Genomic DNA, 12,785 nt, shown 5'->3' on the forward strand with positions numbered 1-12,785 from the left:
CTCTTCCGGGTTATTTTCCCTGTCTTCTGAAAGCCCTTCAAACAGCCTCATTAATTCTGCATACAGTTCCGGACAATTCTTCTTCACCTGAAGGACAAACTCCCCGCCATTGTCGTGGATTGCATTCATGATGTTTTCTGTCGCACCGATCGCATCAATTGTGATGGTACTCCCCTCTATCTCCAACAGTTCCAAAAGTTCAGGGATCGCAGTCATTTCATTTGCCTTCCCATGGATAACAAGCTGTCCGATCACCAGCCCGGACGCAGCATCGATCGCATTCAAAATATACGGTGTCTTTTCCTCCCTTACTTTGCGTGCTGCTGCCCTCAGTCCCTTCCCATCAATTGCGATATGTATCCCCCTTGGATTAAGGATCTCCCCGATCCAGTTGATAAGCGCAAGGGACACCATTTCCTCATCAACTGCAGCCAGCACTCTTGACATGGTCGATACGGATGGCACTCCGTTTGGAAACGGCATATGTCTCCGAAGTTCCTCCAAATGCCTTTTGCTCCATCTGACAATACGGCGCAGCTTTGTTTTTCCTGCCAGCAGCCCCATAATGATACAGACAAAGATTTCCGCCAGTTCATGTGGTTTTGACCGGCTGCTCCTGGGATCGGGGATATCACGCAGCCAGTCGATCAGCGGCCGTGTATGGAAGAAAGCCCTAATCCACCTCCAGTTTCAGATCCAGGCTTTCCAGCAGCTCTTTCTGTTCTTCCGATATTTTGGAAACCAGCTTTTTTCCGGAAACACTGACCATATATATAGAAGAAAGCTGCCTGAGTTCTTTAAGATCAACACCATACTCTTTCTTCATCCTTCTCTGGAGGGCAGCTTTCTGGGCTCCCAGCTGGATATGGGGTTCCAGCTGCGCCGGTACTTGCCGGATCTGGGGGATATAGGATTCCGGAGATTCCCGGACAATGATAAAATCAAGCACTTCCTGCCAGTTTTTGCCCAAGGGCTCCTTCCACCCGGCAGGGCAGAGCGCTTCCACAGACCTTGAAAATCCATACTCCTTCACAATGACCTCTGCATCATTTACAGCAACCTTTTTGGAACCGCTTTTTTTAACCCCTTCCGGGGTAATTTTTCCAATATAGGTATCTACGGGAACTGGATTTTTCTTTCCAGGGACCCGTTTTGAAGAATGCTTATACAGGTAATAATTATTTCCTACCTTTTTTACTGTGGTTCCTGTTGTTTTCTGTTTCTGTACCCAATCCGGATATACTTTTTCTGACATAATCCTTCTCCTTTCTGCATGAATATACTCCTACTATTGAATATATTATACTCTACCAGAAAGAAAAAAGCCAGCTTTTGAGGTTGTATGAGTACAAAACCTAAGTTGGCTTTTTAGAGAGCTTTATTTTATTTTTATATTTCTTCGTGAAACAGCCCTAGTCTTATTGCCATCAAAATGATGTATAAAAAAATGCGCCGGCAGTTGACTTTTCATTACAAATTGTATATAATAACCGGGACTGAGAAAATGTGTAAGTAATCGGCACCAGCGATTTTCAGAGAGGCATACCTTTGCTGCGAGTATGCCAGTCGCCTGCAGATGAATTTCAGCATTGGAGTCTTCCGCGAAAGCTAATACTCTTAGAGTAAGCGGATGTAGTTGCTGCATTAAAGCAAGAAGAGAGCAGATATCCACAAAATATCTGAAATTGGGTGGTACCGCGAATAGTTTCGTCCCATGGCAAGAGCCATGGGACTTTTTTTCTGCCTGGTATCAGTAAATACCCAAAAAATTAAGAGAGAAAGCAGGAAATGATATGCAGGACAAAAACGTATTGTCGGAAAATCTGTCCGCTTTAAAAGCGAAGATTGAAAACGAACTGGATGTACTGAAGAGTTCCAAAGAACTCTATGAATTCAAAAATGTTTACCTGGAAGGCAAGAAGAGTAAAATCAGCGAACTTATGAAGGAAATGAAAAATCTTGCCCCGGAAGAAAAAGCAAGTTACGGGAAATCCGTAAATGAGTTAAAAGAATGGGCCATGGGCCGTTTTTCCAATATGGAAAAAAGAGTGAAAGAGCTGGAACTTTCCCGCAGATATGAGAAGGAGAAAATTGATATCTCCATTCCAGCTGAGCCGGCAAAAATCGGGAATCTTCATCCCGTGACCCTGGTGAGAAACCAGTTGATTGATATTTTTGCAGGGATGGGATTTGAAATTTTTGAGGGCAGTGAAATTGAGACGGACTATTATAACTTTACCGCTTTAAATACCCCGAAAGACCATCCTGCCAGGGATATGCAGGACACTTTTTATCTGTCTCCCGAATTTTTGCTGCGCACCCAGACTTCCGCAGGGCAGATTCATGTGATGGAAAAAAAGAAGCCCCCCATTAAGATTTTATCTCCGGGAAAAGTGTTCCGCTCCGATGATGATGCCACCCATTCCCCCATGTTTAGCCAGATGGAAGGCCTTGTGGTGGATAAAGGCATTACCTTAAGTGATTTGAAGGGAATGTTGGATGTTTTTGTACAGAAAGTCTATGGCGAAGGCACCACCACACGTTTAAGACCCTCATACTTCCCATTTACGGAGCCATCCGTGGAAGTTGACTGCAGTTGTTTTGCCTGCGGCGGAAAGGGCTGCAGCCTCTGTAAAGGAACGGGGTGGATTGAGATTTTAGGCGCCGGTGTTGTAAACAAAAAAGTATTGGAAAACTGCGGCATTGACTCTGAAGAATACAGCGGATTTGCCTTTGGAATCGGCTTGGAGCGCACTGCCATGTTGAAATATGGAATCAATAACATTAAGCTTCTGTTTAATTCCGATATAAGGGTTTTACAGCAGATAAATGACAAATAAAAGGGTAAGGGAGATTTTATTATGATTTTACCATTAAGTTGGCTGAAGGATTATGTTGAGATAGATGTGACGCCGGAGGAACTGGAAAAGAAACTGTTCGATGCCGGGTTTGAAGTGGAAGAGAAATATGAGCTGGGAAAAGATATTAACAAAGTTGTGGCAGGGTATGTGGAAAAATGCGAACCCATTCCCGACACCCACCTTTCTGTGTGTCAGGTAAATGCTGGGGAACAGGGGACTTTCCAGGTCTGCTGCGGCGCTGATAACGTAAAAGAGGGTGGGAAATTTCCACTGGCATTGGTGGGGGCAACAGTTTATGCCACTGCAAAAGACCATAAAACCGTTGAAGGTGTTGCCACAATTAAAAAGGGCAAACTCCGGGGATTTGAATCTTTTGGAATGCTTTGTTCCGGCGTGGAACTGGGGCTGACAGAAGATTTATATCCCGGTGCAGGATATAACGGACTTTTAGTCCTTCCTGAGGACGCAAAACCAGGGGAAGATGTAAAGCCCATGTTAGGTTTGGACGACTGGATTTTTGATATTGCCTTGACTGCAAACAGACCGGACTGCCAGAGCATTTTAGGTATGGCCAGAGAGGTTGCTGCTGTGCTAGGGAAAGAATTAAAAATGCCTTCCACAGATTACACAGAGACGGAGGTAAAGAAAGAAGGTTTTACCGTTTCCGTGGAAGCCCAGGATTTATGTCCCCGTTATTCGGCCCACTATGTTTATGATGTAAAAATCGCCCCATCCCCCGCATGGATGAAACGCCGCCTGGCATTGGTGGGAATGGCTTCCATTTCCAATGTGGTGGATATCACAAACTATGTATTAAAAGAAATCGGACAGCCTATGCATGCCTTTGACTGTTCCTACCTGGAAGGAAATGAGATTCAGGTGAGAAGAGCAGGAGAAGGGGAAAAAATCGTTACATTGGATGAGCAGGTATACACCATGTCCCCGGCAAACCTGGTAATCTGCGATGGGGGAAAACCTGTGGCCCTGGCAGGGGTTATGGGGGGATTAAACTCAGAGATTCGGGACACCACAGAAGGGGTTATCTTTGAATCCGCCAAGTTTGCCAGGGATAATGTGAGAAAAACTGCCCGCAGCCTGGGAAAAAATACGGATGCCAGCGCAAGATATGAAAAAGGGGTGGATGAATATTCCGTGGTTCTTGGAATGAAACGTGCCCTTCATTTAATCGAAGAATTAGGATGCGGCAAAATTTCCTGCACTCACGTGGATGTCAATACAGGCAATTCCATAGAGCCTACCCCCATGAAGGTTAGCATTCAAAAGGTAAACAGCGTTCTTGGTATTACCGTTCCGGATGAAGATATCTTAAATATTATGAAACGTCTTAACTTTAACCCTAAGATTGACGGGGATGAACTTTCCATAGAGGTTCCGGCTTACCGGGAAGATATGCTGCCCCAGGGAGAAGACGTGGAGCGCTACCCGGATGTGGCGGAAGAAGTCATCCGCATGTACGGTTACGACCACATTACCTCCACATTTATGCCCTCCGCCCAGGTGACAATGGGAGGATATACCCTCCGGCAGAAGGGGGAGCTGGCATTAAAGAGAACCCTCTGTTCCATGGGAATCCATGAGTGTATGCATTATTCCTTCTTTTCCCCATCCGATTTGGACCTTTTAAAATTCCCGGAGGATGCAAAAGAGAGGAACGCCATACAGATTTTAAATCCCATAAATCAGGACTTATCCCTTATGAGAACCACGCTGGCAGCATCTATGCTAAACGCTATTTCCAGGAACGAAAAACAGGGCATTTTAGAGGGAAGGCTTTTTGAGACGGCAAAAATATTTGTGCCCAAATCTCTGCCCTTAACAGAGTATCCCCAGGAAAGAGATACTCTGTGTGTAGGAATTTTCGGCCAGGAAGAGACTTTCTATACCATGAAGGGAATTGCAGGCACCATTGCAGAGAGCATGGGCATTGTATTTACCTTTGAGAAAAAAGAAAAGACATTCCTTCACCCTTACCAGACCGTTTCCATATCCTGTCAGGGAGAGGAGATTGGCTATTTTGGAAAAGTGGCTTATGATATTCAGGATGAACTTGATATGCGTACCAGTGCATTTCTTATGGAACTTGACCTGGAACTTCTGGCAAAATGGTACGGCAGCAAGATAGAATTCTGCCCCCTGTCAAAATACGGGGAGGAAAAGCGTGACCTGGCCTTTGTCATGGACAAAGAAATTACCTATGGGAAAGTAGAAGAGTGCATCCGGAAAGCAAATAAATATGTTAAAGAAATCAAATTATTTGATGTATATGAAGGCGGCCAGATTCCTGCAGGGAAGAAAAGTATGGCTTACACGGTGACATTTGAGCCGAAAAACGAGGCATTTGAAGGCGATACCGTTCAAAAATTTGTGGAAAAGATATGCAAGAACTTAAAAAATGAGCTGGATATCGATTTAAGGGCTTAAAACAGGAGTAAAATATGAAATTTTTAATTCAGCGGGTAAACCATGCCAGTGTCAAAGTGGACGGGGAAATAACAGGTGAAATCGGTTTGGGTTTTCTGGTACTTATCGGTGTCTCAGAAAGTGATACAAGGGAAATCGCCGACAAAATGATAAAAAAACTCATTGGCCTTCGGATATTTGAAGATGCGGAAGGAAAAACCAACCTGGCATTAAAAGACGTGGGGGGAAGCCTTTTACTGGTTTCCCAGTTCACCTTATATGCCGACTGTAAAAAAGGAAACCGGCCGTCCTTCACCCAGGCGGGAAATCCGGATAAGGCCAACGAATTGTATGAATATGTTATAGAGCAATGCAGAGCTATGGATTATCCCACAGCCACCGGAATCTTCGGAGCAGACATGAAAATAAATCTGGAGAACGACGGACCCTTCACAATAATATTGGATTCCAGAGAACTTCTGGGAGATAAATTATAATGAAGTTTTATGAAGTTCCCAAAATAGTTTAACGAAACAATTTGTACGAAGTTTCTCAGAATAAAATCTCTGTAGAAATCGTACAAACTTTTCGTTAAACTATTCTTTTGCGAATAGTTTAATCCGTCTTCCTCCATAGATATTTCTTCATAAAAAAAGAATCCGCAAAATTTTTCTGTGGATTCTTTATCATTATTTCAAGTTCATTGTTTTTTATTTGCATCAAATAACTTCCGATAGGCAAGAATCATTTCCACACAGCCCTCAATTCCAAGCTGGCTGCTGTCAAGGCATAAATCATAGCTGCGGGAATCCCCCCATTTTTTGCTGGTGTAATAATTATAGTAGCTTGCCCTTTGTTTATCATTTTTTTGCACCACATCTTTGGCTTTGTTCATAGTCAAATCCATCTCTTTGGCAATTCTGTCTGTTCTGTAGTCAAGCTTTGCGTGAATAAACACGTTGAGACAGTCATTGTGGTCTGCCAGAGCATAATCGGCACAGCGCCCTACAAATACACAGGATTCTTTTTCTGCAATCTTCTTTATGGTGTCAAATTGTGCCAAAAAGACTTTATGGTTTAAAGGCATATCTAAAAATGGCGCCGAGGAATAGCCTCCAAAAGAATAGGTATCCATCACCAGGGAATACAAAAAACTATTCGTAGGTTTCTCGTCGTGATTTTCAAATATCTCCGTACAGAATCCGCTTTCCTTGGCTGCTTCCGCCAAAAGTTCTTTTCCATAGCATTTCACGCCAAGCTTTTCTGCCAGGGCAACACCTACGTCTTTGCCGCCGCTGCCAAATTCTCTTCCGATTGTATAAATTTGATTACCCATAAATCTCCCACCTTTACTTGTATGTTATATATATTATAAGCTATTGTTTAGCTTCTGTCCAGCGTTAACAACAGCTTTTCAAAATATTCCGGCAGGGGTGCGGAAACTTCCATATATTCTCCTGTCTTGGGATGAATAAATCCAATGGTCATTGCGTGCAGGGCCTGCCCTGCCAAGTGATAGGGATTTTTCTGGCTGCCATATAAGACATCTCCCAACAGAGGATGGCCTATGCTGGCCATGTGAACACGGATTTGATGGGTCCGGCCGGTTTCCAGCTGAAATTCCACATAGGAGGCATTGGAAAATTCCCGGATTACCCTGTAATGGGTGATGGCGCTTTTCCCCTCCGGGACAATGGCCATTTTTTTTCTGTCTGTGGGATGCCTGCCAATATTTCCCTCCACCTTTCCCTCCGGCTCTTTCAAATGTCCGAGAAGGATTCCACGGTAAATCCGTTTTACGGAATGAACCTTAATCTGCTCTGCTATGGCAATATGAGTTTCATCATTTTTGCATATAATCAGAGAGCCTGTGGTGTCTTTGTCTATCCGGTGGACGATACCTGGGCGGATTTCCCCGTTAATACCGGATAAACTGTCTTTACAGTGAAACATAACGGCGTTTACCAAAGTTCCTGTGATGTGTCCCTTTGAGGGGTGCACCACCATATTTTTGGGTTTGTTCACAATGAGCAGGTCACTGTCCTCATACAGGACATCCAGTGGAATATTCTCGGGAAGAATTTCTGTTTCCTTTGGTTGAGGCATGACAACTTCAATGTTCTGCCCATATTTTAATTTACAATTTGATTTTGCTTCTCTTCCGTCCACAAAGACAAATTTGTCTTTAATTAATTTTTGGATAAAAGATCTGGAAAAGGAAAAGTCTGTCAATTTATTAAAAAGATATTTATCTAATCTATAATCAACTTCCTTCTCTTCTACCTGAAAATGTATAATATTATCCATAATTTATTTTTCTTTCTTTTTTAGAAACGGCAGGATCTCGTCAATTTCCTCCTCTTTATAATAAAAACAGAAGGTAAGAATGAAAAGAAACGCTCCAACTGTAATATAGATATCCGCCACATTAAAAACTGCAAAATTAATCAGTTTAAAATAAAAGAAATCAATGACATAATTGTGGGCGCACCTGTCAATCAGGTTGCCCACAGCACCTGCCATCAGTAAAACAAGAACAAGTTTTACCCAGACATACCTGTTTTTTTCAGGCAATCTTAGGTATAAATAAAACATGATTAAAAAAAGAATTCCGGTTATGATGACAAAGAATGTCTTCTGTCCCCAGAGGATGCTGAAAGCCGCCCCCTGGTTTTCCAGATAATATAATTCAAAGACATTTGGAATCAGTTCAAAGGCAGGGGAATCTTTTAAATGTGCCACCGCCAAGTATTTCGTGGCCTGGTCTAGTATAATCAAGAATAAAATTATCAGAATTCCTGCTATTTTTTTTGACTTTCCTGTAATGTTTAAAGAATGTTTCATAAACTTTAACCTCTGGGCAAATTCTATTAAAATGAAATAATTTAATCTATAGGATAGACGCTATACCGGCGCGAATTTGTTCCTGGCTTAAATCAGAGGTTACATAGGCATTTCCCACAGAAGAAAGTAAAACAAACTTTATTTTCCCAGCGTTCATTTTTTTGTCGGATTTGCTCACAGAAAAAATTTCATCTGCTTTTATTTTTCCTACTCTAATAGGGATTGCAAAGTGCTGCAGAGTATTTAAAATGTCCAGATACTCCTCTTTGGTAATGCCGCCCAGCTCATAGGAAATATAAGATGCGGCAGCTATGCCGATTCCCACGCACTGCCCGTGAAAGAGCTTAAAATCGGTTAATTTTTCCACAGCATGTCCGATGGTATGTCCAAAATTCAAAAGTGCCCGCTCTCCCTCTTCCTTAGGGTCATTCTGCACTACTTCCTGCTTAATCATGCAGCTTCGGTAAATCATTTCCTCAATAATCGGTATGTTAAACAGCATAATGTCATTATAATGCTGCTGTATCCAGAGATAGTATTCTTTGTCTTTTATTAAACCGTGTTTTACTATTTCTGCCATACCTGATAAATATTGTTCCAGTGGAAGTGATTTTAGAAGGAGAATATTCATGTACACAAGTTTGGGCTGATAAAAAGCTCCCACCATATTCTTATACTGGGAAAAATCCACGCCTGTTTTTCCTCCTATGCTGCTGTCCACCTGGGACAAGAGGCTTGTGGGAATCTGGATAAAATCAATACCCCGAAGGTAGGTAGCCGCCGTAAAGCCTGTTAAATCCCCCACGACGCCGCCTCCAAACGCAATCAGAAGGTCATGTCTGTCAAAGTGGTTTGCGATTAAAGTCTCATAGACTTTCTGAACCGTATCCAGGTTTTTGTTCTCCTCCCCTGCGGGAAAGATAAAAGATACCACAGTGGGAAAGAAAGTCCTAAGTTCCTGCTCTAATTCTTTGAGATGAAACTCTGCGAGATTAGAGTCCGTGACAATACAGGCTTTCTGGCTGGAATCACAGCCTGCGTTTTTCAGTTTCTCAGCCATAGCGTGGAAATCCTGCTCAATTACAATATCATAGCAGGGTTTGTTTTCGTAGAAAACATTAATTATTTTTGACATATGTCATTCTCCTCTTACACATATTTTTTTATATTAATTTTAGTGCGCCCTTTTTTTGTCTCTCCGGTGCATCCCAGAAAGATATATTTTCCATATCCTCGTATGGATATCGTGTCACTTTCCTTGCATTCATAGGCGTTAGAGCTTACTAGTTTTTCATTAACAAAAACTTTCTGGCCCTGTATCAGCAGGACACTTTTTGAACGGGCTTTTCCCGTGAGAAATGCCACCACACTGTCAAGCCTTGGAGAGGACACAATTCCGGAAATTTCTTTAAATTCCTGTGTAATCTGTAATTCTCCTGTCTCTGTTTTTTCCCCCCGCACCGAAGTGCGGCGTATACTTTTCAGGGAAGATAAGAGATAATCGCTAAGCTCCTCCTCGCAAAACAGGTAATATGCCTGGTCCCTTACTTTGATATCCCCTATTTTACAGCGCTCAATTCCCAATCCCATCAATGCTCCAAGAATATCCCGGTGGGTCAGATCTTCTGCAAATTTTGGATTTACCGGCACAAACTTTAAGCAGCATATGGGAAATTTTACCTGATATCCCGGGGTAAGAGAAAGAGCATCAGGGATAAATGACACCATCTGACGCTCTGCAAATTCGTATCCTCCAGAAAGCTTATACTGTGTTGTTAACTCAGAAACAGTCTGGAAAAACAGGTTAATTTCATTCAAATTTAAAAAATTGCTGAAAGTTACCATATCCCTTTTGTCTGCCAGACGGGATAAATCAATAAAACGTTTTTTTAATAAAAGCTCTTCTTCTTGGTATTTCATAATTCACCTTATTATTTAAAAATCAGTATGTATTCCTGAACTGCTGAAAGAATCCACTAGGTTCAGAAAGTCCCCGGAAATGTCCACGGATGCCGGTGTAATAATAAAAATATAATTTGATATTTTCTGCAGATTGCCGCTGATGGCAAAACAGGAACCGGAAGTAAAATCGATAATGCGCTGGGCAATATCCACATCCAGACCTTCCACGTTTAGCACAACGGTGCGGTTTGACAATAGAGTTTCTGTAATCTCCCTTGCATCTTCCACTGTGGTAGGTTTGATTACACAGACTTCCATGCCGCTTGCGCCCTGCTTCTTTGCAGGGCGCATGGGGGTAATCTTCTGCCCCGGTTTATTTTTACTCACTGGTTCATATGTATCTTCCCGGAGGGATTCTGATTTTTCCCTGCGGGAGGTTTTTTTGCTTACTGGTGCTTCCTCTTCTTCATAATAATCATCATCGTAAAAATCATCCTCATCATCCGGATTTAGACGCATCATATTTAAAAAACTATCAAGTACTCCCATGAAAGGTTCTCCTAACTATTTATTGTAATTTCTGGCCCCGAAGATTCCGGTGCCAACACGGACGATGGTAGCCCCCTCTTCAATAGCCACCATATAATCTCCCGTCATGCCCATAGATAGAATATCCATAGATACATTATCAATGTTTTTTGCAGCTATGTCAACAGATAATTCCTTAATTTCCCGAAAATAGGCTCTATTCTCCTCAGGATTTTCCACAAAGGGCGCAATTGTCATAAGTCCTTTGATGCGCAGGCTGTCCAGTTTTGATATCTCTGTCACAAGCTGAAGGGTCTCTTCCCGGGAAATTCCAAATTTTGTGGCCTCCCCGGCAATATTCACTTGTATCAGCACAGGTACAATGCGCTTTATCTTTTTGGCCTGAATATTGATTTCCTCCGCCAGACGGTAGGTATCCACAGAATGGATCAAAGCCACATCCCCGATAATGTATTTTACCTTATTTCTCTGAAGATGTCCAATCATATGCCATTTCATGTCCTTTGGCATCTCTTCTCTTTTATCGCAGATTTCCTGAACCTTATTTTCCCCAAAGTCCCGGACTCCGCAGTTATAAATCTCCTGGAGCATGGAGACAGGTTTTGTCTTGCTCACTGCCACAAGAGTTACCTCTTCCCTCTTTCGCCCGGCGTTTTTGCAGGCTTGTGCTATATTTTCTTGGACATGTGTTAAATTTTCCTTTAACATTTCTATTTCCTTCTTTCTCTTTCTATTTAGTCATTAATCAATGCATTTTCCGTAACGGCGTTTCCGTCCAGTGCGATATGGTCGTACAGGGAAATGCCGTAGTCCGTGTCGCTGCGGATAATGGAGTACTCATTATTTTGGTAAATAATGTCAATCTGTTTAAAAACCGCATATCCTTTGTTGATATTGTAAATTCCCTCCAGCTTTGCCGTGTCTTTTACAGTGTAAGTTTCACTGGAATTTGGCTTTATAATCACATCTCCCTCGGCTATATTTTCTCCGTCCACATAATATTCATATTCTGTGGCAAAATATATTTCAGGGACGACAAATTCTTCTGTGGAAACGCCGTTTTTGTCTGTACGCCGCCGTACAACGCCTTCCCTGTCGGAATTATCCCCCTTCTGGAAATATTCCATGGGCAGGGTAAAAAAGTCCTTTGCGGCGATGGAGGAATTGGGAATTTTTAGTCCCGTCTCCTCGTCAAACAAAAGTTCCAGTTCCACAAAACGCTCTGTGGCAAACCTTACCATAGAATTGTGCAAAGACAGTATCATATAGGTAGTGTCGCCTTTCTCCACAGTCTCAAAGGGAATGCGCAGAATAGAGTTATCTTTTTTAAATTTTACACGCACAGTGGTGGAATCCCGGAGCAGGCGCTTGGTGTCCAGGGTAATGGGAATGATAAGATTCCATTTTTCACTGGTAATAATTTTGTAAGCGTTATCCCCGGATTCCACGGTGGGCCTGTCCTTTAAATTTATTTTTGCGTATCTGGATTCGTCAAACATTTCCTCCGTGAAATTTTCTGGGGTAACCCCTTCATAGCCGTCTGTATAATACACGACTACCCCGTCTCTGGCCGCAGTCCCTTTATGGAACGTGGCATTGCTCTCTGCCATAGTTACCGCATCAGAGATGGAATCTAAGGCCTCTATGCTTAAAGCCTCCGATATCCGGGAATTTAAATCGCTTTTAAATGTGTAGATGTCATAAAATGTTTTCCAACTGTAACTTTTTCCAAATTCGGAAATATGGTTCTGGATATCTGCCAAGTCCTCCTGGGAGAGCTTGGAGGCATCCTGGCTGGCCTGGTTTATCTGCTTTGCGATATAGCCGTCTGTATCCACAGAGTACACCAGATCCCCCGCACCTACCTTTGATGCGTCTTTTACATAGTAATTAATGGAGCCTGCCCTGTCCGTGGGAAAAACTTCCTCTTTTCTTAGGGCAAGGCCCGTATAGGAATTATTGATGGCTATGGTGCCCTGTACCACTTCATATACAGAGGTATGGGTGGACGTAAAATAAGAATATACATAAAACATCATATAAATGAAAATAATTCCAAATGTAATAAATCCTATATTTAAATGAAATGGCTTACGATACCGCACTACTTTCTTGCTTTTTGCCACAAAAATACCGCCTTTACAATTAAATTCTAAATTATATTGTAACATTTTCGGTGAAAGAAAACAATGTATAATACACAGGAAA

At 42.3% G+C, this 12,785-nt stretch carries 13 protein-coding genes and 1 other annotated feature; of the genes, 3 read left to right on the forward strand and 10 right to left on the reverse strand.

What is annotated here, in order from left to right:
- On the reverse strand, positions 1-678 hold a 678-nt coding region (locus tag D7Y06_RS10700), incomplete at its 3' end, for an ISAs1 family transposase (RefSeq protein WP_330566432.1).
- The gene (locus D7Y06_RS10705; RefSeq protein WP_120407788.1) at positions 674-1,255 is read right to left on the reverse strand and encodes a hypothetical protein; all 582 of its coding nucleotides are present in this window, start codon (positions 1,253-1,255) and stop codon (positions 674-676) included. The genes D7Y06_RS10705 and D7Y06_RS10700, both read right to left, overlap by 5 nt.
- A gap of 234 nt (positions 1,256-1,489) precedes the next feature.
- Positions 1,490-1,718 (forward strand) — a binding site (T-box leader).
- A 93-nt stretch (positions 1,719-1,811) separates the two neighbouring features.
- On the opposite strand from D7Y06_RS10705, the gene D7Y06_RS10710 reads away from it, so the two are divergent.
- The 3 genes from D7Y06_RS10710 to dtd are packed head-to-tail and all read left to right on the forward strand — an operon-like array spanning position 1,812 to position 5,779.
- Positions 1,812-2,840 (forward strand): phenylalanine--tRNA ligase subunit alpha, encoded by a 1,029-nt coding sequence (locus D7Y06_RS10710; protein ID WP_442970414.1) that lies wholly within the window; start codon positions 1,812-1,814, stop codon positions 2,838-2,840.
- A gap of 21 nt (positions 2,841-2,861) precedes the next feature.
- Positions 2,862-5,303, forward strand: coding sequence for a phenylalanine--tRNA ligase subunit beta (gene pheT / locus D7Y06_RS10715; protein WP_120407790.1), 2,442 nt, complete (start codon positions 2,862-2,864; stop codon positions 5,301-5,303).
- A gap of 14 nt (positions 5,304-5,317) precedes the next feature.
- On the forward strand, positions 5,318-5,779 hold the full coding sequence (gene dtd / locus D7Y06_RS10720) for a D-aminoacyl-tRNA deacylase (RefSeq protein ID WP_120407791.1): 462 nt from the start codon (positions 5,318-5,320) through the stop codon (positions 5,777-5,779).
- 203 nt (positions 5,780-5,982) lie between these two features.
- On the opposite strand, the gene D7Y06_RS10725 is transcribed toward dtd, so the two are convergent.
- From D7Y06_RS10725 to D7Y06_RS10760, 8 genes are read right to left on the reverse strand one after another with little or no spacing between them, the layout of a single operon-like run.
- A complete protein-coding gene (locus tag D7Y06_RS10725) occupies positions 5,983-6,618 on the reverse strand; it encodes a cytidylate kinase-like family protein (protein ID WP_120407792.1) in 636 nt (211 codons plus the stop codon).
- 47 nt (positions 6,619-6,665) lie between these two features.
- Positions 6,666-7,589, reverse strand: coding sequence for an RluA family pseudouridine synthase (locus D7Y06_RS10730; RefSeq protein WP_120407793.1), 924 nt, complete (start codon positions 7,587-7,589; stop codon positions 6,666-6,668).
- 3 nt (positions 7,590-7,592) lie between these two features.
- Positions 7,593-8,126, reverse strand: a complete 534-nt coding sequence (gene lspA / locus D7Y06_RS10735) for a signal peptidase II (protein WP_120407794.1) — start codon at positions 8,124-8,126, stop codon at positions 7,593-7,595.
- Between the two features lie 46 nt (positions 8,127-8,172).
- Positions 8,173-9,261, reverse strand: coding sequence for a 3-dehydroquinate synthase (gene aroB / locus D7Y06_RS10740; RefSeq protein WP_120407795.1), 1,089 nt, complete (start codon positions 9,259-9,261; stop codon positions 8,173-8,175).
- Positions 9,262-9,275: 14 nt separating this feature from the next.
- Positions 9,276-10,046, reverse strand: coding sequence for a YlmH family RNA-binding protein (locus tag D7Y06_RS10745; protein ID WP_120407796.1), 771 nt, complete (start codon positions 10,044-10,046; stop codon positions 9,276-9,278).
- Between the two features lie 15 nt (positions 10,047-10,061).
- On the reverse strand, positions 10,062-10,577 hold the full coding sequence (locus tag D7Y06_RS10750) for a cell division protein SepF (protein WP_120407797.1): 516 nt from the start codon (positions 10,575-10,577) through the stop codon (positions 10,062-10,064).
- Between the two features lie 15 nt (positions 10,578-10,592).
- Positions 10,593-11,285: a YggS family pyridoxal phosphate-dependent enzyme gene (locus tag D7Y06_RS10755; RefSeq protein ID WP_120407798.1), complete on the reverse strand. Its 693-nt coding sequence runs from the start codon at positions 11,283-11,285 to the stop codon at positions 10,593-10,595.
- A 26-nt stretch (positions 11,286-11,311) separates the two neighbouring features.
- Entirely contained in the window at positions 11,312-12,703 is a 1,392-nt protein-coding gene (locus D7Y06_RS10760) for an HlyD family efflux transporter periplasmic adaptor subunit (RefSeq protein WP_243119257.1), read from the reverse strand.
- Positions 12,704-12,785: the final 82 nt, after the last annotated feature.

Origin of the sequence: Roseburia sp. 1XD42-69, assembly GCF_003612565.1 — a bacterium.
Classification (GTDB): domain Bacteria; phylum Bacillota; class Clostridia; order Lachnospirales; family Lachnospiraceae; genus Roseburia_B.

What these genes read in the sequence shown, in the direction of transcription:
- D7Y06_RS10705 (WP_120407788.1), bottom strand. Translation starts at nt 1,255, where the DNA reads ATGTCAGAAAAAGTATATCCGGATTGGGTACAGAAACAGAAAACAACA.
- pheT (WP_120407790.1), top strand. Translation starts at nt 2,862, where the DNA reads ATGATTTTACCATTAAGTTGGCTGAAGGATTATGTTGAGATAGATGTG.
- dtd (WP_120407791.1), top strand. Translation starts at nt 5,318, where the DNA reads ATGAAATTTTTAATTCAGCGGGTAAACCATGCCAGTGTCAAAGTGGAC.
- D7Y06_RS10725 (WP_120407792.1), bottom strand. Translation starts at nt 6,618, where the DNA reads ATGGGTAATCAAATTTATACAATCGGAAGAGAATTTGGCAGCGGCGGC.
- D7Y06_RS10730 (WP_120407793.1), bottom strand. Translation starts at nt 7,589, where the DNA reads ATGGATAATATTATACATTTTCAGGTAGAAGAGAAGGAAGTTGATTAT.
- lspA (WP_120407794.1), bottom strand. Translation starts at nt 8,126, where the DNA reads ATGAAACATTCTTTAAACATTACAGGAAAGTCAAAAAAAATAGCAGGA.
- aroB (WP_120407795.1), bottom strand. Translation starts at nt 9,261, where the DNA reads ATGTCAAAAATAATTAATGTTTTCTACGAAAACAAACCCTGCTATGAT.
- D7Y06_RS10745 (WP_120407796.1), bottom strand. Translation starts at nt 10,046, where the DNA reads ATGAAATACCAAGAAGAAGAGCTTTTATTAAAAAAACGTTTTATTGAT.
- D7Y06_RS10750 (WP_120407797.1), bottom strand. Translation starts at nt 10,577, where the DNA reads ATGGGAGTACTTGATAGTTTTTTAAATATGATGCGTCTAAATCCGGAT.
- D7Y06_RS10755 (WP_120407798.1), bottom strand. Translation starts at nt 11,285, where the DNA reads ATGTTAAAGGAAAATTTAACACATGTCCAAGAAAATATAGCACAAGCC.